Below are 24419 nucleotides of genomic sequence, written 5' to 3' on the forward strand. Positions count from 1 at the left end.
TAATAATTGAATAAAAAAAAACTGAAAAATATGAAATGTCCTAATTGTAATGTATCCTTAGTAATGGCAGACCGTAGCGGGATAGAAATTGACTATTGTCCAGATTGTCGTGGAGTTTGGCTTGACCGTGGAGAACTTGATAAAATCATTGAACGATCTTCAACAAATGTCAAGAATATTCAGCCGGAAAGTTATTCTGAAAGGCAAAACCATTCAAAGGATAGTGACTATCGCTATAAGAAAAAGAAGGGATTATTGGGAGAATTATTTGACTTCTAATTCGCAAAACATTGAAAGCTATCGGGGCGCAATTCCTTCCTGCCATCCTAACCAAAGCACAATCTACTTTCTCAACCGGAAACTATCTGCGACTGCTACTGAGAATCTGCCCGGTTAGATTTTATGCAATGGGCTTTTAGAGACTTGTTTTAAATTGCAAAAGTGAGGTTTCGTATCTTTGTGCATTATTAAAAACATCTTAAGCCAATAATAAAGAAGATGCAAAATAGATTATACTTTAAATTCACTTCAATCTCCCTCGCATTAATTCTGGCAATTTCATTACCTCTATATTCCCAAAACTGTGAGAATGACTCAACAGGACTAATTCCTATTATTGATTTAGAGAGTGGCTATTTCTCAGGATTTCAAGGTGGATTATACTTTGGCAACAACCACAAACCTATTCAGCAAGTTAGCAATGTAAACAATGCCATTTCGAAAATCTCGCCACTAAATGCATCCGGAATTACTGACCTTGATAATGGAAGAGTAGTTCTACTTTCAATTGGTGCATCAAATCCTAAAACTGAATTTGAAAGTTTTCAAAAAATTACAGATACGTTTAGTTTAATCAACTCCTATCTCACTATTGTAAATGGATGCGATGGCGGTAATGGAATACAACAAATAAATCACCCAACTAATGATTATTGGTCATACGTTAGTAATCAGCTTAACTCAAGTGGAGTAAATAATTTACAAGTACAAGTGATTTGGATTGAACAAGAAAATACCACTTCGCAGAATTATACTTTCCCCTCCGCTCCTCTTGATTTAATGAATGATTTTAAAACCTTATTTAAACTTCTGCTTCAAACTTATCCTAATCTGCAAATTTGTTATTTAAGCAGTCGTGGCTATTCAGGATATATTGACAATTCGAGTACGCCAGGCTTAGGACTTCGACAACCCAGAGACTATTTTAATGGCTGGACTTTAAAATGGTTAATTGAAGCTCAAATTAAAGGTGATACTAGCTTAACATTTAGTGGTGTAAAAAGAAACGCACCTGTGTTAGATTGGGGTGCGTATTTATGGGCCGATGGCAAAAATCCAAGAAACGATGGCTTCAAAACTGAATGTCCAGATGATGTTAAACCTTATGATGGATTGCATTGGTCAGAATCCGGAAATGATAAATCAGGTAACGCCATCTTCCAAAAATTTTATAATGATACCGAAGCAATAAAATGGTTTCTAAAAGTGGATTACAACACCTCCTTTGAAGAATACAATAATACCAACTTTGAAATTTATCCCAACCCAAGTAAGGATTTCTTTTTTGTGAAATCAAATAACAATCAATTGTTCGATATCTACATTTATTCTACTTTGGGTGAGTTAATAAAAGTCGAGAAAAATATAACCAACAATCAAATAATTAAAACTGATTTTCCACAAGGAATGTATTTGCTTAAAATAAAAACTCAAACTAACGAGTTATGCACTACTAAGCTGATAATAGGTTGATAATAATACTCCTACTTTACAATTATTAATCAGAAATCCTTCAATTAATCCGACTAAAACAATATCATTTAATGCTTGTTTGATAAGCATAAGTTGAGAAGGTGAAATGTAAAGCATCGTTATTTTAATAAATAAACTAGCATCAAATTATTTAAGAGAAATTGAAAAATAAATTCATTTTTATAAACCTGGTATTATTTATTGTATTGTCTGCACAATTGCACTCACAAGACTGTTCGTTAGATTCAACCGGTTTAATTCCAATTACAGATTTAGGGAGCGGTTATTATGAAGGATTTCAAGGCGGATTATATTATGGAAGTAATGAAAAACCTGTTGTACAAATTGAAAATTTAAACTATGGCATTTCCAATATATCCCCCCGCAATACATACGGCGATTATGATATTAACAATGGTAATATTGTGCTGCTCTCTATAGGTGCATCCAATCCCAGAACTGAATTTGAAAGTTTTCAAAATATTACAGACACCTTTTGTTTAATTAATCCTTTTCTCAAAATTGTTAATGGCGGCGAAGGTGGACAAGCAATTCAAAAAATAATTGACACCAGTAATTATTATTGGCAATACGTAACCGACCAGTTAATTTCCAATGGCGTTAATAATAATCAAGTGCAAATAATTTGGCTTGAAAATGATAACTCTTCATCCGAAAATTATAACTTCCCTTCTGCACCTCAGGAATTAATGATTGAATTTAAACAGTTGTTTAAAATATTGATTGATAAATATCCGAATCTTCAAGTTTGTTATTTAAACGGTCGTGGATATGGAGGTTATATTGAAAGCGATAGTCAAGTAGGTAATGGACTTAGATTCCCCCGGGATTATTATAATGGTTGGGCAATGAAGTGGTTAATTGAAAATCAAATCATGGGCGATACTTCATTGGCATTTATAGGCACAAACAGAAATGCGCCTGTATTAGATTGGAGTGCTTATCTATGGACTGATGGTGCAAATCCACGAAGCGATGGTTTATATACGGAATGCACCACCGATTTAAAACCTGCAGATGGACTGCATTGGTCGCCGGCCGGAAATGACAAGTTAGGTATGGAAATCTTCGAAAGATTTTACAATGATGCTGAAGCAAGAAAATGGTTTCTAAAAGATAGCGCAACTATTTCCTATGATGAAAATAAGTCTAGTTATTTTAAATTTTATCCTAACCCAAGCGATGATTTATTTTATATAAGATCCAACTGCTCAGAGAGGTTTGATGTATATATGTATTCTGCAATTGGAGAATTAGTAAAAGAAGAAAAAAATCTGATAAATAATCCTATAATAAAATCAGATTTACCGCAGGGAGTTTATTTGCTGGTGATAAAAACAGAAACCAATGAAGAGTTCAGTTATAAAATGATAATACGCAGGTGAAAATACGTTTCAAATATCTGTCTATTCCTTTATCGTTTACTATCCATTTCAAATAAAACAATAATTATTAATACAGCATAAGAAGCAAAATTAAATTGCAATCTCAGTTTTGAAATTTCAATTTAAAATCTATACAATCCCTTTATCCGAAATCAATTTTATAAATTTTTCTTTTCTAAATATGCTAAATGCATACTATTTAATTAAAATAGTTTATGATTTAATATTATTTTCAATACCGGATAGTAGAGTTTCAAATAACTTACTATTTAACGTCGAAAATCAGATAGCAACAAATTAAATACATACAACTATGACTAAATCAATTAAAGTCCTGACAGTAATTGCGACAATTTTAATTATGTCTTCATTTGCAAACAAGAGTTCAGAAATGTTTATTGGTACCTATGGCGTATCAGACTCTGACCCTTCTCAAATTAAACTGACAATTAATTCTGACAACACTTTTTATTACCAGGATTTCTCAATTCCGGGAGAAGAAACTAACATTACTGGTAATTGGATTTTAGAGGGTAAAAAGGTGCTATTAAAGGATGATAACTCTAATGATAAGTTTCACAACGTGTGGACATTTATTGATAATGGAACAGTAGCCAAATCTCGTAAAGGACTTTCTTTTTATAGATTGTACAAAATTGACGGATAGCTAAACTGGCTTTAAAAGCATTTACCCAAATTGCAGCATATCATATTTCAAAAGCAGTTTTACTCGTAATTTTTTTTAATAGCATTCGTGAGTGCTTCGTGTGTAATTAATGGAATATTCATGTTCGGTCAAAACCTCCTTACCCAGTTGCAATCCTGTCAAAATCTAATAACACATAAACAAGCTACACACCGATAGAAAAAAGAAATGAAAGTATAGATTAATACCTTTAGCAAACATTCGAGTTGCCTTATTCAAAAAGCATAGCAGCTGAAAATTATAAGGCAAATTATTCACCTTTAAAATATTAAATCATGAAATGCTATTATTTTATTTTCTTAATAAGCATAACTGCTTTATGGAGTTGTAATAATTCAGAATCCGAAGAAAATATATTTGTACTTGTAAAGTATAAAACTCAACAAAACAAAAACGTAGAAGCAGTTTCTGCATTAAATACACTTATCAGTGAAGTTGAGAAAGAAGACCACTTCATACAGATAAATATGTATGTGGATCCTAATGATAATTCTAATATCCTGCTTTCTGAACAATGGGATAATGAAGACTACTATAAAACCGAACACATGAAAACAGAACACCTGCAAAATTTTATAGAAGCATCTTCCAATTTCCTTGCAGGGCCTCCCGAAATCAGCTTTTGGAAATTAAATTCAAGCTATAAATAATTTTCAGTACCATATACCATTTATCTTTTTATTCCACCTTTTAAAAAATTTCAAAATAAAATTCCAAATCTTATAAAATTCTATTGCAAATGCTATTTATTATTAGGATATATCTTTCATATTTTAATGGTTGACGAAACATCTATTATCTTTGCAGAAAATTTTATAAAATGAAAAATATCAAAATCAAATCCACATTATTAGTGCTTACTATTTGCGGTACATTCCTTTTTTCTTGCACATCTAAAGAAAAAACAGAAACTAAAAGCGATGAACCTGTTATTACTGAAAAGCAGGAAACACCTAAATCAGATACAGTGAGAATTACACTGAATGCTGACGATAAAATGAAATATGACAAGTCAGAAATCAGAGTATCAGAAGGTCAAACAGTAGTTTTAACATTACACCACACAGGCGTAATGCCAGTTGAAACAATGGGACATAATTTTGTACTATTGACACAAGGAACAAAGATTCCTGATTTTGCTAACGAAGCAATTAAAGCCAAAGACAATCATTACATTCCAACTGACGGCAGCCAAATAATTGCCCATACAGAGCAAATCGGTGGTGGTGGAACTACCTCGATTACTTTTAAGGCTCCGGCAAAAGGCGAGTATGATTTCTTATGTACTTTCCCAGGACATTGGGCTACAATGAAAGGAAAGTTTATCGTTGAATAAATTCTTATCAAAATTGATTTTTCATCAACATCTCTAATATCATTTAGAGATGTTGACGATAATCAAATTACTCTATTGCCATACTCCCCTTATCTAATTCCTTCCTCTAATTCAGAATCAATGATTCTTTTATTGATTTCATAAAAAAACAATTTGAAATTATTTTTTCGTTAGAAAATTCAAATTGAATCCACAAAATATTTTTCTTAATTTGGTTTTTGCTTTACTGACTCCGAATAAATCGGTAAGTTGAGAGTGTTGATTTTTTTTATAAAATAAACTAATACAAAGACATGAAACCTTTACACTTAATACTTATAACATTCTTAGTTTCTGTTAATGGATATGGGCAAGAACAAGTACATGATTTTGAAAGAAAGAATTATTACGAACTACAAGGAAGGGCAAACTTTTATGAAATAAATAATCGCTACGAAATTTTTAAGGATACTATTTATTATTCAATCACAGGCTTCCTTGTAAACACCGATTGGGATGAAGTGAGTATAGATAATATCATTTATATCGTGCTTACTTATCCTAATTTTTTGGATGGTAAACAGAGTAGTGGTGAACGATCGTATAAATTAACTGACGTAGAGAATCCTGTGAGATTTCCTATTACAAATATGAATGATAAAATGCTTTGCATTTCAAAAGAAGAGTTTGAAAAGATTGATAAAAAACCACTTTATTCCGTGAGCTTTAAAAATCCAAGAAACTATCAAATAACAGCAGGGCAACTAACGCTTCCATTTAAGATAAGACCCGGGGAGGGTGATATAAAATACCAAATGACAACGGATGTAACAATTGGTGCTTATGGTGGAATTAGAAAAAGAATATCAAAATATAGCCCTACTTATTTAACCATTCCTTTGGTTCTTGGGCTTTCTTTTATCAATGTAAATGAAAATACTACTACCAATACCGGTGCTGCAGATTTTAAATCAGGTATTACTCCGGGGTGGACTTGGGCTACCGGTTTAATAGTTCAAACCAATAGACTTTCTTTGGGTTTTGTATTAGGAAAAGATTATGCAAGTGGATATGCTAATGATTGGATTTACAATAATAAAATATGGTACTCCTTTGGAATTGGATATGCCTTCTTGCAATAATATTTGTTTATTTTAAGAAGCATTCTTTTTCTAAAAATAAAAACAATTGCTATCAGATTATGGTTTATCTAACTGTTATGTAATTTGAAACACAGTATCATAATCAAATTACATTTTACATAACACATGTTATAATTTATTTTTTACATCCCCTGTTGCTACAGGCAAATTTATTCTATGAAAATATTACTTACGGGAGTAACCGGATATATTGCACAACACCTATTGCCGGTTTTATTGAAAAACGGAAATGAAGTAATCTGTTGCGTGAGAAATAAAAATAAATTTGATTATGAGAAATATTCTACCTCTAAGCTTTCAGTTATTGAAACCGATTTTTTAAAAGAAGAAACTTTACAGCATATTCCAATTGATATTGATGTAGCATATTATCTCATTCATTCCATGTCAACACAAAGTGGTGACTTTGAAACTATGGAAGAAAAATGTGCAACAAATTTTAAAAATCGCATTGCACAAACAAATGTCAAACAAGTAATTTATCTAAGTGGAATAAGTAATGCTGATGAGTTATCTAAGCATTTGACTTCCAGAAAAAATGTTGAAAGCATTTTATCAAACTCCACGTTTGCACTCACTACTCTAAAAGCAGGAATAATTGTGGGGTCCGGAAGTGCTTCGTTTGAAATCATTCGGGATTTGGTAGAAAAATTACCAATGATGATTGCGCCCCGATGGTTAAAAACAAAATGTCAACCTATATCAATTCGAAATGTAGTTGAGTTTTTAGTTGGTGTAATTGGTAACACTGAAACTTATAATAAGAGCTATGATATTGGTGGTCCGGATATTTTAAGTTATAAAGAAATGCTTTTGCGATTTGCTAAAATAAGAGGGCTAAAAAGAAAAATATTTATCGTTCCGGTGATGACACCAAAAATATCTTCATACTGGTTATACTTTGTAACTTCTACCTCTTATGCACTTGCAACGAATTTGGTAAACAGTATGAAAATTGAAGTAATTTGCCAACCTAATAATTTAGCAGTAATGCTTAACATTCAACCACTGAATTATTACGACTCAATTAAACTAGCCTTTGACAAGATAGAACAAACACAAGTGTTTTTAAGCTGGAATGATTTTCAAACAAATAATATATTTCGTGAAGGCTCAACCAAATTAATTGAAGTTCCGGTGCATGGTTGTTTTAAAGAAATACGTTCTGTTAAGTTGGAAAACAGCGCAACATCACTCGAAAAAATATGGGCTATTGGTGGAAAAAGAGGTTGGTATTATAACAACTGGTTATGGAAAGTAAGAGGGTATTTAGATCAGTTCGCAGGAGGTGTTGGTTTGAGAAGAGGAAGAATAAACGACACCGAAATATTTTCAAATGATACGCTTGATTTTTGGCGTGTGCTTATAGCAAATAAAAAAGAAAAACGGTTGCTCTTGTTTGCAGAAATGAAATTGCCCGGCGAGGCTTGGTTAGAATTTAAAATTGATGAAAATGATATACTTACTCAAACTGCAACCCTTAGACCTTTAGGTTTATGGGGACGATTATATTGGTATGCAGTTTTTCCGTTTCACAAATTAATATTTAATGGAATGATTAATAAAATTGCGGAACCTAAGCCGTATAAATAAGTTGCTTTTATAGATGTTGTTTAAATCTAAATATTTTATCTTATTTTAAAGCAACAAAGAATGTTATTAAAATTTTCTAACAAAAGTTTTAATTCAATTTTACACCTTGGCGGTTTAAAAAAATATCACAATGAATTCAGAAGATATAATTATTAAACTCAATGCATTAAACGAGTTAAGTCAGAAACTTGATATTGCAGAACCAGAGCGTTTGGAAATGATTACAAGCGTGACAGAATATGCAAATCAATTTATAGAAGGACTTGAAAATGTAAAAGGATATAATGAGAAAGAACCCACTTCTTTAGCAATCACAAATCAAAAAAGACCAATCTCTGAACTTCTAAAACTATATCAAAAAGAAGTAGCTGAAACAGGTATCAATGCAGCATCAGGAAAGCACTTAGGATATATACCAGGTGGTGGAGTATTTACTGCCGCTCTTGCAGATTTTATTGCAGCAGTTACTAATCCGTTTGCCAGTGTGCATTATGCTTCACCAGGTGCAGCCACTATTGAACTTGAAGTAATTAATTGGTTAAAAAAAATATTTTTATTTCCGGATAATGCCACAGGATGTTTATCATCCGGCGGTTCAATATCTACACTAATTGCTTTTACAGCAGCAAGAGATAAACATAAAGTAAAAAATGAATTCATAAAAAAAAATGTAGTTTATTTAAGCGAACAAGTGCATCATTCCACTCAAAAAGCATTGCGAATTATTGGTTTGGAAGATGTGATTATCCGCTATGTGGCTTTAAATGAAAATCATAAAATAAAAACAGAATCATTAGAAGCACTTATACTAAAAGATATTTCATCCGGACTTCAACCTTTTTTAATTGTAGCGTCAGCGGGAACTACGGATACAGGTGCAGTAGATCCATTAAATGCAATAGCAACGATTGCAGAAAAACATCACATGTGGTTTCATGTGGATGCAGCTTATGGTGGCTTTTTTATTATGACATCAAAGAAGGAATTATTCAAAGGAATTGAAAAAGCGGATTCAATAATTATTGATCCGCATAAAGGATTATTTCTACCTTATGGTGTTGGTGCTGTTTTAGTAAAAGATAGTGCTGCCGTTTTACATTCAAATTATTACACAGCGAATTATATGCAAGACGGAGATAGTGAAGAATTACTGAAAAGCTCTGCAAATCTTTCACCTGAGTTAACAAAACATTTCAGAGGGCTTCGTGTATGGTTGCCTTTACAAATTCATGGAATAGAACCTTTCATTGCATGTCTTGAAGAAAAAATATTATTAGTACATTATTTTAGAAATAAAATTTCTGAACTTGGTTTTTGTCTCGGACCGGAACCGGATTTATCTGTTAGTTATTTTTGGTTTCCATTTGAATTAGATTCAGATAAAAAAAACAGAATGCTTATGGATGAAATTCATGTAGATGGTTCTGTGTTTTTAAGCTCATCAATAATCAATAATCGCTTTGTAATACGCATTGCTATATTAGCCTTTAGAACAAAAAAGGAAATTATAGATGAAGCCATTGCAATGATAAAGTCTTGTTTGAGAAAAGTGCATGAAGCAGACTTGAAAAGAATTAAATGAACAGAATATATTTTTCAATCTTCAATTATAACATGTATATACACCTAAGTATGTATTCACATCCAACAAATTAAAAAAAAAATTGAATTTAATTATGTAAATTTGATGATGTCAAACACAAATGCTCGCTCCGCCCAAAAAAAGAATTACACAATTACAAACGCACAAATGCTCGGCTTTATCGAAAAGTTGCCAAGTTTAAAAGATAACAATAAGAACACAGAATTTAATCTTCCTGTGCGTTTACATGAGAATGAAATTATTCAAGGTTCAGATGTTGCTATTGCATCACAAACAACTTCAGATATTAAATTTGTAAATATTCATTTCAGTTATGATTTCGTAAATGATCGCTGGTTTCTAAACGATAAAAATATTGAAGTGATTGATATGCATCGTGATTAATTTTTACAAAATAATTATCGCTATTAACATTAATTAATACTATATCTCAATAGTAAGTAAAGCGATATTAATAAAGTATGAACTCATAACTAAGCATAAATAGATCAACACATCTTTACGGTGAAGACGAATAGATTATCTAATTTATAATTGTAACTTTACATCCGACTTATCCTCCTCTACCCGGTTTTCAAACTTGTGTTCAGGCGAAAAGTAAAGTATTGATCAGAGGATTTTTAAAACAAAACCATAAGGCAGTTTCTCGAAATTAGAAGAACACAACAGGAAGCGAACAGCTCTGTATCTGGTTCAAAAAGCCCCCCTTATACAAACCATTTTAATTTATGTTATTTAATGATCTCGGTATCATTGAGCCCATATTGAAGGCTCTTGCGCAGGAAGGTTATACTCAGCCTACGCCTATTCAACAACAAGCTATTCCCGCTGCATTGCAAGGAAGAGACATTTTGGGATGTGCCCAAACAGGAACAGGGAAAACAGCAGCATTTGCTATTCCTATTATTCAACAACTCACATTAAACAAACCAAAAGATCAACGTAAACAAGTGCGTGCTTTGATACTTACACCTACCAGAGAGTTGGCTATTCAAATTGCAGAAAGTTTTGCGGTGTATGGCAAAAACACACAAATACACAACACAGTTATTTTTGGAGGGGTATCTCAATTTAATCAAACACAACAGTTGCGAAAAGGTATTGATGTAATCATTGCAACACCAGGTCGTTTACTCGATCTAATGAATCAAGGATTTATTCATTTAAATCAATTACAACATTTTGTTTTAGATGAAGCAGACCGAATGTTGGATATGGGTTTTATCAATGATGTAAAAAAAGTAATTGCAAAGTTGCCAGCGAAAAAACAAACATTATTCTTTTCAGCAACAATGCCACCTGAGATTGCTTCACTTGCAAATGCATTATTAGTGAACCCGGAACAGGTTACAGTTACGCCAGTTTCTTCAACCGTGGAAATAATAGATCAATCAATTTTCCAAGTATCGAAAGAAAATAAAAAAGCATTGCTTTTGCATTTACTTCAAGATGAAAATATTAAAAACGCATTGGTATTTACACGTACAAAACATGGTGCAGATAAAGTAGCAAAAGATTTAAATCGCAGTGGTATTCGTGCTGAAGCATTACATGGAAATAAATCGCAGAACGCTCGACAGAATGCACTCAATAATTTTAAGAATAACAAATGTCGTGTATTAGTCGCAACAGAAATTGCTGCACGTGGAATTGATATTGATGAGTTGTCGCATGTAATTAATTTTGACTTGCCCAACATTCCCGAAAGCTATGTGCATCGTATTGGCCGCACCGGTCGTGCAGGATTATCCGGTAAAGCAATTTCTTTTTGTGATCATGAAGAGCATGCTTATCTGAAGGATATACAGAAGCTCACCAAGCAAATAATTCCTGTGGTGAGTGAGCATCCTTTTCATTTGCATATTGCCAGTAAAACAATTCCTGCTGAGAATAAAACTCAAGGTTCAAATGGAAATCGCAATAAGTGGAATAAATTTAAAAGCAATCGCAACTTTAATCGCAAAGCGGTTTAGGAAGTAATAGTTACAATAAAAAACTGGCAAGTGTAATGAATACATTTTGTCAGTTTTTTTTTTACAAAAAAATCACTCAGTGAATAGTATAAAAAATATAATTTGTAAACAGAAATAAACTAATTTTATACTAATTCTACCCTATGAATATGAAAGTAAATGCTATTATGACTGGCGCCACAGGAATGGTTGGCAAAGGTGTTCTGTTAACCTGTCTGGAAAACGAAAATGTAGATTCCATTTTATTAATAAGCCGAAAACCCATTGGAATTAAGCATCCCAAAATGAAAGAAATTCTTCCTCAGGATTTTTATGACTTGAGTTCAATCAGTAATCAACTGAATGGATATAACGCATGTTTTTTCTGTCTGGGTATTTCTGCTCTTGGAATGAAGGAAGTGGATTACAAATGGATAACTTTTGACCTTACACTTTCTATTGCAAACACTTTAATTGCTTTAAATCCGGATATGGTATTTTGCTATGTTTCTGGACAAGGCACAGATACTTCCGGAAAGAAAAAAATTATGTGGGCAAGAGTGAAAGGCTCAACAGAAAATGCATTGCTTGCCATGCCTTTTAAAGGCGCTTATATGTTCCGGCCCGGGTTTATACAGCGAATGAAAGGAGTGCGATCAAGTACTGCTTTTTACAATGGAATTTATAGTGTAATCAATCCCATACTGCCGGCTGCAAAATCCTTGTTTCCAAATAGTATAACCAGTAATTATCAAATTGGAATGGCAATGATAAATTGTGTTTTGTTTGGATATGAAAAACATCAATTGGGAAATACAGACATAAATTTATTAGCTGCAATGAAGTGATGAATTATATTGTAAGCAAGTATTTTATTTTCTATAACTTCTACCATATTTTAGTCTTATAAAAAGATTTAAAAATATAATTTAAAAAAATATTACAGGATGTTGAAGGACAAATAAAAATGGCTTTCCTGATTTACAAAAAAGCCATTAATAATATATAAGTCCAATTACAGAATCTTAACGTCTGCCTTTTGATTTACTTCTTTTAATTTTATTTTCATGATCACCTCGTGATTCATTGCGTTGTTCTCCTCTTTGTTCTAATCTCACCTTTCTACCTTGATAAATAATTTTACCTGAAAATGCTTTTACCACTTTAGGAGTTACCTGTTGTTTTACTTCAAAAAAGGAATACGCCCCTTTCACATTTAACCATACAATATCATGCTTATCAATACCTGCAGTGGAAGCAATAAAACTGGCTAATGATTTATTATCCAGTCCATCCATTTTACCAATATTTAAAAACAATTTGGCTACATCCCCACCACGGGAATCATAATTTCTATCATCTCTTGATGCATCCACATTCAGATCGGGAGCATTTTTATAGTAGTCCAAAAAGCGATTAAACTCCAGCGAAACAAAACGCTTTATTAATTCCTGCTTACTCAATTCTTGCAACTCAGTATAGATGCCATCCATAAATTTTGAAATAGCCTCCTCATTCACTTCCACATCATGCACTTTATGAATCATGGCCATTAACTGACGCTCACATACTTCAAACCCGTTAGGAATTTTCATTAAAGTAAACTTGCGTTTTATCTTTTTTTCAAGCTGCGAAATTTTACCTTTTTCCCGTAAATTAATTATTGAAATAGAAACACCTTTTTTTCCCGCTCTTGCTGTACGTCCGCTGCGGTGAATATAATTTTCTAACTCGTCGGGTAAATTATAATTAATGACATGCGACACATCGTTCACATCAATACCACGAGCTGCCACATCAGTTGCAATCAACATTTGCAAGGAGCGACTACGATAGCGACTCATCACATAATCACGCTGTTGTTGAGAGAGATCTCCATGCAATGAATCGGCATTATAACCATCCTTTATTAATGCATCAGCCACTTGTTGCGTTTCTATTTTTGTACGACAAAAAACGATTGCAAAAATCTCAGGATTATAATCCGCAATTCTTTTTAATGCCGCATATTTATCTTTTGCCTGCACCACATAATACAAGTGTTCAATATTTTCATTTCCCTGATTTTTTATGCCCGCTGTTAACTCCACCGGGTTATGCATATACTTGCGAGAAATACGCAACACTTCATCCGGCATTGTTGCAGAAAACAACCATGTAGTTTTATTAGAAGCAGTGGCTGATAATATCATGTCCAAATCTTCTTTGAAACCCATATTCAACATTTCATCTGCCTCATCGAGTACTACATATTTTATAGCAGAGAGATTGATAATATTTTTTCTTGATAACAAATCAACCATACGACCGGGAGTAGCTACAATAATTTGTGAGCCCCGTTTTATTTCTGTTATCTGATCACGGATACTTGCGCCGCCATACACAGCAGTTACATTTACTCCAAACTGATATTTTGCAAAGCTTTTCAGATCACGTGTTATCTGCATGCAAAGTTCACGGGTGGGACATAGTATAAGTGCTTGTGTGTTATCCGAAGTAAAATCTAATAAGGTAAGCATTGGTAAACCAAAAGCAGCAGTTTTTCCTGTGCCTGTTTGTGCAAGAGCCACTATATCGGAATTACCGGTAAGCAGTTGAGGAATTACTTTTTGTTGGATGGGTGTTGGCGTTTCATAGCCCATTTCGGCTATTGCCTGAAGAACAGATTTATTCAGTCCTCCTTCTGAAAATGATTGCATATAAATTTGTTTAGGTTGCCCGTGAGTAGAATTCGACAACCATTTTTGAATCTTACCGACTAAAGTGTATTCTGAATGGAACTGTAAACTCGCCTCGGTGTAGGCTTATAAGTTTTAACAGTGCAAAAGTAGTGGATTAGCGGCAATTTTTTTTCTAATTGATAAATACATTGTATGATAAGATTGATAATTGACTATAACAATCTCCCATTATCTTTTAACAATCATTCATAATTTTTATTAAATGGCTATCCTATTATTATTATTATTCCACATTGCAATTATATAAATAAAAAAAGCCGGAATACTCAGGAGAGATTTATCACTTCAATTATAAAAATCGAAGTTATGAATCGCTGAATATTCCGGCAGCAATTAGAGCCTGCTATAAAAGAAAGTTTAGAATATTACTAACTTATCTGTTACAAAAGTTTCGCTATTACTTGCTTTAATAATATAAGTACCGGCTGCAATATCACTGATATCAAATTGCACTACTGAATTACCAGTATCACCCGTAACAGTTTTACTCACAATCAATTTTCCTGCAAGATCATATATACTCAGTTTTACATCCTGCTCTGTTTCGCAATACATCATTACTTGTATTACTTCATCTGCCGGATTAGGATATACGCTTGCGAGTAAATCGTTTTCGTTGTCAATGCCATTACCTTCTCTGGTCAACAAAGTTGTAAAGGACATTCCACTTGAATTCGGCTTCCAACCTTCAGCACATTCAGTGCGTACTCCCCATGTATAAGAAGCGCCACTATTAAGTCCTGTAATAGTTATTGAGTTTTTCAAAGTGTAGGCAATAGTCCATTTTGTATCGGTATCCAATTTATAAGAAACCTTATAGTTTAATGCACCCGGAATTGCATTCCAGCTAAACATGGCAGTATTATCAGTAACATAATTTGTTGCCAATATTGTTGGTGAAGTACATTCGCTTCCATCTATCGGAGTAGTGAATTTATTAGTTAAAGAATATTCAGTATAAACGTCATCGCATAACGCACTCACCATCCACTGATAACGAGTATTCGGAGTTAAACTTTTCAACTCTAAATAGGTGTTGTTGACAGTATCAATTATCCAAATTCCACTATTTGCTTTGTGTTTAACAAGGTAAGAATTTGCACCTACATTGTCCCATACTAAAGTTGCAGATGTAGAAAATAATTCGTCGGCAAAACCACCTTCAGGTATTTCACATTTACAAGGCAGACAAACATTATCCAAAGCAGAAGTATCACTTTGTCCTGATTTTAAATTACTGGATGAGAAACGGACAATGATAAACTGATAGCCATCGCCAAAATCTACATCTCTTTTAAATGTTGTCCAGCCAAAAGCAGCAGTTCCAAAATCTTCCTGAAAAAGTAAGTCATAAGAAAATGTAGAATCATTATTATTCCACTTTGTAATCTGTCCGGATACTGCAGGATCTTTATATTCAAATTCACCATTCACACCATATACTTCGGCTATTAACTGATTATCATCCGGAGTTCTTCCTTGATTTTTTGCTTGAAAAGAAAACTCTACTATTCCTTTTCTTAAGTAATCATCTTGTATAACTTGTAGAATGGGTTTTTGATTTCCCACACTCAAGCCAAGACTAATTTTTCCATTTACTAGTCTCCAGTTACCCGTATTTATCCAACCTTTTGCAATAGAAGCCGGGCTGGAATTGGCCATACTGGTTACATCAATTTCACTACCTTCAAAACCGGAATTTACAATTGCATTTTTATAATCTGCTGTTTCCACATACACATTTTTTGTAATGGAACTTGTCTGGCCTTTACAATCGTAAACAGTTAGTGTAACAGGAAAGGAACCATTCGAAGGAAATTGATAGTACGCATCTGTACCATAAAACTCTGATCCATCGGATAATGTCCAAACAGCGGCAGCAATACCATTACCGGCAGTATTTACCACTTGGTCCAGATCATAAGATAACATGGAAGCATCCAGATGAATTGTTTTGTTACCGCTTTGAGTATAAGTAAAATCTGCAATTGGACTTAAATCAGGTAATGTAGAACTAAAAGAAGGGTTACCTGAAACCTCGAAATATTTCGCAAAAACAAATGATTCAGTTTCATAATATTCATTGATGCCATCCTCGGGAACAATTACGTAATTAATATTTGATAATGATCCGCCAATTAATTTTGTAGTGCGATAATTATTTTCTTTATCATCCCACATTAATTTATCATCCGTACGGAAAGATAATATTCCTTTATTCCATCCTTCCACTTGTAAATTCTCATAAATATAATTGCTTCCACCTGCACCTGCTCCGGAATAAAATGCATATCCTGATGAAGGAGCTGCCGCATCTACTGTTTCAAATCTATTTTCAAGATCGCCGAGTAATAATCCGCTTTTAAAGTGTACCTGACTGGAATAGGATAAATGAAATCCGGTAGTATAAATAGCCCAAAATTTAAAACCTTCAATTACTGTGTGTTTATCATGTGTGAAATCCTGATACTTGTTTGAAGCAAAACCTCCTACATCATCATCATTGGTCATATGTGCCCAAATAGAAAACCCAATAGATGAATTATACACGATAGAACCTACATTACTTCTTAATGGAATTACAGCCTGATACATTGATTCATTTGCACCGGCAATGGTGTGATCTAGTAATGTGCTGGTTGGAATAAGGTATCTTTTGTTATCAGGAAGTAATTCATGCTCTGTAAATAGGAAAAAGCCTGACCCTGCGCATGATGCTGCAATATTATAAGCGTAATCAATATTAGGTGATTGAAGCCAATAGCCTGTTCCATCATATCCAAAATCAAACACTAAAACTCTGTCTGTCATTATAAAACCGGAATTATCAAACAAACCTTTTACTGCCATATTATATGTCATGGAACCTATTTCATTTCCATCTTCGGTAACAAAAGCCGAACCTTTGAAATTATAAGCAACATTATGATCCATAGTTACAAAGCTCTGATGATTTACAAAGCCCCAACCCGGTGTACCATCAACCACACAGTCATACACATTTGCAGGTGTTACAGTATTATCAGACGGACCACCATGATGAAAATGGCATGCATATCTACCTCGTGGATTTCCACCCCCACTAATTAAATCTCCCATATCATTTACGATAGGATCGGTAACTAACATCCCTTTATTTGTGCGGCCGCAACCGAGAAACAATGTATTATTTATATCTACATTTAATGTATGCATGAACATACAATGTCCTCTTTCGCTAAATGGAACTGTCTCCCAATTTTCAGTTCTGAATATTACATTGCGGGTAAGATTTGAAACATGCATTTTCAATCCATATCCATCAGGTGGAGTATGATTAAATAATAACACAGAAGATAAATCCTGCATATTTTGAAAATATATTTCATTACCTGAAATTGCTGTAATTATAAGCACTTCATCATGCTGCTTATTCTCATTATCTATTGCACCTGTAGTGCCGGTTGTAATACCTGCAATTACAAGCTTATCCCCCACATTCCATCCTTCAGGAATGCTTGCCAATGTTAATTTATTACTACCTGCACTAGTACCGGAATTCATTTCAACATAAGGCGTTTTAAATGCACCACGACTTTCATATTCACCTTGCATAATAATGCCTTTACTCAATTTATAAGGATCCCAAATAGTGTTAATAGGACCTTGATCGGAGAATACAACTTCGCAGGTATAACTGCTTTGAACAGGATTTGCACTTGTACCCATCCTCAACTTACCTTCTGTGTCCACTACAATAGTTTCCACTACAAGTTTAGTATTGATGTTAGTGCTGAATTTTAATTCACCATTAATACGCAGCCAATTAATTGCTTCGTTGCTGCTTCCATTATAGGTAATTGTAATATCATCGGGTATATATACATTTTCACCTGCTACAGGTACATTACCGGAACTCCAGGTGGAGCCCGAAAACCAATTGCCATTTGCAATTGCAGTTTGTGTAGCACAGCAAATAGGCACTAATGCCATTACTTTACAATGCTCACGTGTCATTGGATCCATCTCATCGCCGGTACAATCCATATCCATTACCATTTGACTGTGTAATGAAGTTGAAAAAAGAAGGCAGAGAATGAGTGTGTTGAGGAAAATTGAATTAGACTTTAGCATACTAAATAATTAAAGGGTTAAGCAATAAAATTCTTCGTGTGTGTAGAGAAAAACTTAAATATTGTGTGTATGCTTCACAATCTGGTTCGACCGACTAAAATGATTAATTTCTTATCCGTTAATCAAATTATTAAGGCGAATGTAGAGTGTTATAAAATTCAGGGAAGAATCAAAAAACCGCTTGTGTGACAGTTATGAGGACGGGCAAAATTATTGTTTAGATTGAAAGATTTTCTATAAAGTTGTGGATTACTAAACGTCTTACAAATATTTGACAGAAAACAACTATCTCAAAATGTAACCTTTGTTGAATTCAGGTAACTTATTTAGTACTATTCTAAATTTTGGCAATGTGTATAACATTTCAAATAAAGCCATTGATAATTAAAAGTAATCGCTCTACTTTGTAATCATAAACAAAATAAAACAATTATGAAATTAAGATTATTTACAGTTGCCGCTGCTCTAATCATAGTAAGCATGGCACACGCTCAAATCTCAGTTGGTGTTGAAGTAGGACCTAACTTCGCTTCTCAATCCAGCGATGCTGATGGGTTCGAGGCTGGTTCAACTACAGGATTTTACTTCGGAATTCCGGTTGATATTATGCTGAGTGATAATATTTGTATTCAACCTTCTCTTGCGTTTATGCAGAAAGGATCTTCATCAGAATATGAGTTTTCAGTACCAAATTTTTATGAAACATCTGTTGAAGCAGATTTTAAATTGAATTATCTTGAAATTCCAATTCTTGTTAATTATCTTATTGGAAGCGGTAATATCAGACCTGTAATTGGCGTAGGCCCTTCTATTGGATTTGGAATGGGATATAAATCATCAGGAACATCTACCACAAAAACTACTGATCCTTTTACGGGAGATGTTACTACTACCACTGATGACATAGATGATAGTGGTTCTTTTGAAGATGCAGGATTAAGTGGAATTGATTTCAGTGTTTTAATTCAGGCAGGGGTATTGATGAGTGATGTAGGTCCTGGAAGTTTAGGTTTAAATTTAGGTTATATGCTTGGCCTTGCTAATATAAATGACGGTGGAGCTAATACATTAAATAACCGTGGGGTTAAAGTTGCGCTGATGTATAAATTTCCTATTGGAGGATAAAAATTAATAATAAATTTTTAGAAGCCGGTTCCATTGAGCCGGCTTTTTTTATATGGTAATTCTTACCTGAAAAGCATATGGTAAACCAGGAGAATAAAAATTTATGAATCAACATCATTGTCCAGTTTACTGACACAATACTAAAGGGATATTGTGTAAAAGAAAAAGTGTAGTGTCTTGCATTAAATCTGTTAGTTGTGGAAGTTTGCAAAGCATAGAGTAGAGCAGTTAGGAAAGCAGCTCTACAATTTTGGTAATCGAGAAGGATTTCATTTTTAAAGTTTTATTTATTCAAGTAATTAAACAATACTCTTATATAATATTTATCATGAAGACAATTTTCTTTTTTAAAATTTAAACAACTAAAACAAATGATTATGAAAAGATTAACAACAACAGCATTTGCTGTACTTCTATTAACTGCATCTTTTGCGCAAAAGCCGGATGCAGGTGCTTTTACCATTGAAACACAAATAAATTTTCAAACCGGTACTGCACCCATAAATATTTTCACCCCAAATATCCGGGTAAGATATTTTATGTCTCAAGATTTAGCCTTGCGTCTTCAATTCGCTTATTTAAGTGATAAAAACACTACAACAGTTACAGAAAATTTTGATGGAACCGGAGCCGAAGGTTCAGCAACTATGTCAAGTTCACTATTCACATTCAGACCGGGAATAGAAAAGCATTTTGCAGGCACTAATCGATTGGCTCCTTATATAGGTGCAGAACTAAATATACAAATGGGTAGCGCTAAAGAAACCTGGGATCAGGCCAACTTTGATGGCTTCAATTATTATTATGAAGAAGGAACCACTGCTGAAATTACAGGTGACTGGGCTTCTTCATTTCCAAATTGGAGTGCCGGTTCTACTATTGGACTTAACCTGTTAGCTGGTTTAGATTTCTATGTTATGGAAAATTTATATATCGGTGGTGAATTAGGCTGGGGCTTTAATTCCTTTTCCGGTAAAGATGTAGAGGGAACTCAAACAATTGATGGTGATACTTTTACTTTTACTTCTCCAGGTGCTAAATCAAGTGGTTTTGCTATGGTGCCTTCCGGCTTTATAAGAGTGGGTTGGTTAATACAATAATATAAATTGGAATTAATTTTCAAGAGACTGTTTCTTTATTGATTCAGTCTCTTTCTTTTTTAGAATATAATCACTTTTACAGAACAAAACATCTTAAGTATTCCCTTCCTGTTTTTACTCTACACTTGCATAGTTTTCCAATTGCCTTTCTTCAGATAATACCAACATAAAATTGCCAATGTAAACCAATACAAGAGTTCACTTGTCCAGGCGATAGTGAGATTAACATGTAATACCGGAACCAGAATTACAACATAAATTACATATACTACTAAGGTTATTACTTCCAGTAATAAAGAATACTTAGTGGCCCCTGTACCGGTAACAGCTCGGAATAACACACTTGCTACCGCCATCATTACAAGGCATAAACCGCATATTCGCACCGGATTTTTTGCGAGCTCAGTAATATGGGGATCATTGGTAAATATGCCGATAAATAATTCCGGCATCAATACAATTAACAAACAAAACAGCATTGAAAACGAAATACTGATAACCAAAACTTTTTTCAATAAATCAAACATTTCCTCATGTCGGTTTTGACCAAGGATATTACTCACTAAAGAATTAGTGGCATTTGCAAATCCCCAGGTAGTTACGCCCAATACCATGTACACCTCTTTAGCCACATTAGATGCCGCCAAAGCCCCGCTACCCATGCGTTCAATCAACAAAAAAAACAATACCCATGTACCAGTAGAAAGCACATGCTGCATCACAACAGGTCCTGATAATTTTAATCCACTATATATCGCCCGCCAATCGAATCTCTTAAACTGAAATAAACCAAATTTTTTGCGAAAAGGCGATACAATAAGATATGCAAAGTTGATGATTATTGCCACACAACTTGAAATCAGAGAAGCCAAACCTGCACCTGCAATTCCCATAGGAGGAAATCCAAACTTTCCAAACACCAAACTATAATTGAAAAATATATTTACTACCAACATAGATAATGCACTCCAGGTGATAATTTGATTTTTCCCAATACTGGTATAAAAGGCTATAAATAGAAAAGCAAATGCCGCTAGAAATAACTCCCAAACTCTGTAATTCAGATAAACCATTGCTGCTTCATACACTTCTTGCGAAGAAAATATGGGCTGAAGAAAAGAAGGCACTGCCCATTTTAATATTGCAAACATTACAAAACCCACAAAGAACATAAACAGAAAATTGTTATTAAATATGGTTCCTATACTCCTTTCATCCTTCTCTCCTGCTCTTCTCGAAATAATAATTTGAATCCCTACTGACAATCCATAAGGTATCATAGTGAGCGTAATAAACAACAATGCCCCAATACCGCAAGCGGCTAATTCTGTCTCACCTACTCTACCCATGAAAGCTACTCCAATCAGATTGATAATATTATTAAACAGACTGCTAATCATCAGCGGTAGGGAGATGTTGAAGATTTGACGATATGTTATCTGAAGTTGCAAATACCTATTATTGATAGTATGTTACGGCGGCCAAAGATATTTTAAAACAGCTTGTGATAAGTAATGTTTCCTTTGGCTCACCCCGATTTTAATCCGGCAAATATGCCTCTATTTTGCAACATACAGAATCGCTTATACTTAAATACAAATCAAGGTTTATAAATAAATTCATAGATTAATCCAATAGCAGTTTTGGAAATTTAACTAAAATATTACACGCTGTAAACATCGATTAAGCAGGCAGGTATTCAAATAAAGTTATTATTATTGCGTGCACTTAAAATTCTTAAAAAGAAGCTATGAAGCGTTCTACATCAATGATTATTATCTCCGTACTCGGTATCGTGATTATTTATCTCGTTTATTCACTTATTACAGGAATCAGTGGTCCTATTAAGTTTGATAAAGAAAGTAAAATAAGATTCGCCGCCGTTGAACCTAAACTGGATGCTATTCGTAACCTGCAATTTGCTTATAAAGAAGTAAAAGGTACATACGCCTCCTCCTGGGATTCTTTATTTTATGTTATTGATCATGACAGCATGACTATTGAACGTAAATTATTAATTCCAAAAGCAAAATACAATGCAGAGCTTTATGGTAAAGATCCTAAAGTTGCGGATGATACCACAAAATTTGAAGTAACTTTTAATTCTCGTATTGCATTAAAGGATACTTTATTTAAAGACAATAAATATAAAAGAGAAACTATTGCCGATATCCCTTTCAGTGGCGGACAAAAATTTTATATGAATGCCGGACTTATTGATGCAGGTGGTGGCAGAATTAAAGTGCCTGTGTTTATTGTTACAGCACCAAATAAATATTTATTAAAAGGATTAAATACTAAATATTTTAAACCTGATGAAGGATATCAAATGGGGAGTATGTATGAAACCACTACTGAATATTTATACAAAAGAGAAGCGGTTGAATTTGAATAAAAATAATTTTCAAAAAAAGCCCTGCTCAACTAGCAGGGCTTTTTTTATGTAAAGTAATTAAGCTTTAATTTTTAACTTTAATCGCTTATGCAGTCCTATATACATCCGGATTTTAATATCGCTTTCACAAGACATCTTTCTCTTTTTTTTGAGATTGATTACACGCATTTTAGCTACTGTATTTACAATGCTTCTTCGGGTGAAATTTCTGTGATAAAAAAAATTGTATTCAATCAACAATCAGAAATGCAATTCGATTTTGAAAAATTTCAGATTGCAGTGAATACCGAAGATACTCTGCATTGCCCGTATCACGAACAACATGCAGCTATTGCCTGGAGCCCCTTTACAGTAGTGCCTGCACAATTATTCGATTCAAACAATGTAAATAAATATCTCGATTTTATTTGCAATGATGATGTGGATTCCGCTACTCATTTTGAATTTGCAGAATCATTGGATATGTATATTGTTTTTACACTACATCATAAACTCCGCTATTTTTTTGAGAAGGTTCAACCAAAAGTAATTTGGCATCATGCAATCTTACCGTTCATGTTTTCTAATAAAACAATTGTTGAAAGTACAGATTCGGATCAAGTGTTTTTAGATGTAAAAGATGGCTATTATTTCCTAACATTATTTCGCAATACAAAACTTGTTTTTATCAATCGTTTTAATTTTAGTAATGCAGATGATTTTATGTATTACCTGTTATTAGCATGCGAACAAAAATCTTTCGATCGCAATATTTTGAACTTAAATATCTCAGGAGAATTGATTCAGGATTCTTTAATTTATAAAGAGCTATATAAATTTTTCATGCATATTTCTTTTAATCAAAATCATGGGAATCTTCAGATTCCTGTTGATCTCGAAATTCCTTTTCATACTTTTTATACACTTTCAGGATTGCAATTATGCGAATCATTTCAGGCGATTTAAAAGGCAGAAGATTTAATCCGCCGGCAAAAATTCCGGCACGGCCTACAACAGATTCTGCAAAAGAAGGATTGTTTAATATTCTGATGAATATTATTGATTTTGAATCCGTAAGTTTTCTCGATTTATTTGGCGGCACCGGAAGTATCAGTTATGAGATGGGCTCTCGTGGTTGTACTGAAATAGTATGTATTGAAAAAGATGTGAAGAGTGTAAATTTTATTCGTCAAACCGCAACAGAATTTCAATTGCCGGTGAATGTAATTCAAATGGATGTATTTGAATATATGCGAAGCACACGCACTGCATTTGATGTAATATTTGCAGGGCCACCTTATAAGTTGGATTTATTAGATCAAATTCCGGAAGAAATTTTTGCTGCTGAATTATTAAAGCCCGGTGGTTTATTTATTTTAGAACATAATCCCCATCATAATTTTGATGCACATCCACATTTTAAACGCAAGCGAAATTACGGCACCACGATTTTCAGTATTTTTGAATTGTGAAAAA

20 protein-coding genes are annotated in these 24419 nt (G+C 33.5%); 17 read left to right on the plus strand and 3 right to left on the minus strand.

Annotation, left to right across the window (positions count from 1 at the left end):
• Positions 1–30: 30 nt before the first annotated feature.
• The 12 genes from IPN31_11675 (at position 31) to IPN31_11730 (ending at position 12338) form a co-directional block, all read left to right on the plus strand.
• Positions 31–279, plus strand: a complete 249-nt coding sequence (locus tag IPN31_11675; GenBank protein MBK8682540.1) for a zf-TFIIB domain-containing protein — start codon at positions 31–33, stop codon at positions 277–279.
• A 219-nt stretch (positions 280–498) separates the two neighbouring features.
• On the plus strand, positions 499–1752 hold the full coding sequence (locus IPN31_11680; protein MBK8682541.1) for a T9SS type A sorting domain-containing protein: 1254 nt from the start codon (positions 499–501) through the stop codon (positions 1750–1752).
• A gap of 161 nt (positions 1753–1913) precedes the next feature.
• Positions 1914–3158 (plus strand): T9SS type A sorting domain-containing protein, encoded by a 1245-nt coding sequence (locus IPN31_11685; GenBank protein MBK8682542.1) that lies wholly within the window; start codon positions 1914–1916, stop codon positions 3156–3158.
• Positions 3159–3471: 313 nt separating this feature from the next.
• Positions 3472–3825, plus strand: a complete 354-nt coding sequence (locus IPN31_11690) for a hypothetical protein (protein MBK8682543.1) — start codon at positions 3472–3474, stop codon at positions 3823–3825.
• A 314-nt stretch (positions 3826–4139) separates the two neighbouring features.
• Complete coding sequence (locus IPN31_11695; protein MBK8682544.1) at positions 4140–4514, plus strand: antibiotic biosynthesis monooxygenase; 375 nt, start codon at positions 4140–4142, stop codon at positions 4512–4514.
• 170 nt (positions 4515–4684) lie between these two features.
• A complete protein-coding gene (gene azu / locus IPN31_11700) occupies positions 4685–5200 on the plus strand; it encodes an azurin (GenBank protein MBK8682545.1) in 516 nt (171 codons plus the stop codon).
• Positions 5201–5493: 293 nt separating this feature from the next.
• Positions 5494–6321 (plus strand): hypothetical protein, encoded by an 828-nt coding sequence (locus IPN31_11705; GenBank protein ID MBK8682546.1) that lies wholly within the window; start codon positions 5494–5496, stop codon positions 6319–6321.
• Positions 6322–6498: 177 nt separating this feature from the next.
• On the plus strand, positions 6499–7935 hold the full coding sequence (locus IPN31_11710; protein ID MBK8682547.1) for an SDR family oxidoreductase: 1437 nt from the start codon (positions 6499–6501) through the stop codon (positions 7933–7935).
• Between the two features lie 130 nt (positions 7936–8065).
• Positions 8066–9517 (plus strand): aminotransferase class V-fold PLP-dependent enzyme, encoded by a 1452-nt coding sequence (locus IPN31_11715; protein MBK8682548.1) that lies wholly within the window; start codon positions 8066–8068, stop codon positions 9515–9517.
• Positions 9518–9625: 108 nt separating this feature from the next.
• Positions 9626–9922, plus strand: coding sequence for a hypothetical protein (locus IPN31_11720; protein ID MBK8682549.1), 297 nt, complete (start codon positions 9626–9628; stop codon positions 9920–9922).
• A gap of 344 nt (positions 9923–10266) precedes the next feature.
• The gene (locus IPN31_11725) at positions 10267–11511 is read left to right on the plus strand and encodes a DEAD/DEAH box helicase (GenBank protein MBK8682550.1); all 1245 of its coding nucleotides are present in this window, start codon (positions 10267–10269) and stop codon (positions 11509–11511) included.
• Positions 11512–11660: 149 nt separating this feature from the next.
• A complete protein-coding gene (locus IPN31_11730; protein MBK8682551.1) occupies positions 11661–12338 on the plus strand; it encodes an epimerase in 678 nt (225 codons plus the stop codon).
• Positions 12339–12515: 177 nt separating this feature from the next.
• Here IPN31_11730 and IPN31_11735 read toward each other — a convergent pair whose 3' ends face one another.
• The gene (locus IPN31_11735) at positions 12516–14189 is read right to left on the minus strand and encodes a DEAD/DEAH box helicase (GenBank protein ID MBK8682552.1); all 1674 of its coding nucleotides are present in this window, start codon (positions 14187–14189) and stop codon (positions 12516–12518) included.
• 399 nt (positions 14190–14588) lie between these two features.
• Positions 14589–18344: a T9SS type A sorting domain-containing protein gene (locus tag IPN31_11740; GenBank protein ID MBK8682553.1), complete on the minus strand. Its 3756-nt coding sequence runs from the start codon at positions 18342–18344 to the stop codon at positions 14589–14591.
• Between the two features lie 432 nt (positions 18345–18776).
• Between IPN31_11740 and IPN31_11745 the strand changes: the two genes are divergently transcribed.
• Together IPN31_11745 and IPN31_11750 are read left to right on the plus strand one after the other, a co-directional pair.
• Positions 18777–19469, plus strand: a complete 693-nt coding sequence (locus tag IPN31_11745; GenBank protein MBK8682554.1) for a PorT family protein — start codon at positions 18777–18779, stop codon at positions 19467–19469.
• 377 nt (positions 19470–19846) lie between these two features.
• A complete protein-coding gene (locus IPN31_11750; GenBank protein MBK8682555.1) occupies positions 19847–20569 on the plus strand; it encodes a hypothetical protein in 723 nt (240 codons plus the stop codon).
• A 119-nt stretch (positions 20570–20688) separates the two neighbouring features.
• On the opposite strand, the gene IPN31_11755 is transcribed toward IPN31_11750, so the two are convergent.
• Complete coding sequence (locus IPN31_11755) at positions 20689–22020, minus strand: MATE family efflux transporter (GenBank protein ID MBK8682556.1); 1332 nt, start codon at positions 22018–22020, stop codon at positions 20689–20691.
• A gap of 299 nt (positions 22021–22319) precedes the next feature.
• Between IPN31_11755 and IPN31_11760 the strand changes: the two genes are divergently transcribed.
• From IPN31_11760 to IPN31_11770, 3 genes are all read left to right on the plus strand, one after another.
• The gene (locus IPN31_11760; protein ID MBK8682557.1) at positions 22320–22964 is read left to right on the plus strand and encodes a hypothetical protein; all 645 of its coding nucleotides are present in this window, start codon (positions 22320–22322) and stop codon (positions 22962–22964) included.
• An 87-nt stretch (positions 22965–23051) separates the two neighbouring features.
• Positions 23052–23909 carry a DUF3822 family protein gene (locus IPN31_11765; GenBank protein ID MBK8682558.1) on the plus strand — a complete coding sequence of 286 codons (858 nt, stop codon included), beginning with the start codon at positions 23052–23054 and terminating at the stop codon, positions 23907–23909.
• A complete protein-coding gene (locus IPN31_11770) occupies positions 23885–24415 on the plus strand; it encodes an RsmD family RNA methyltransferase (protein ID MBK8682559.1) in 531 nt (176 codons plus the stop codon). Before IPN31_11765 ends, IPN31_11770 begins: the two co-directional genes overlap by 25 nt.
• Positions 24416–24419 lie beyond the last annotated feature (4 nt).

Source organism: Bacteroidota bacterium, assembly GCA_016715425.1.
Classification (GTDB): Bacteria; Bacteroidota; Bacteroidia; order Chitinophagales; family BACL12; genus JADKAC01.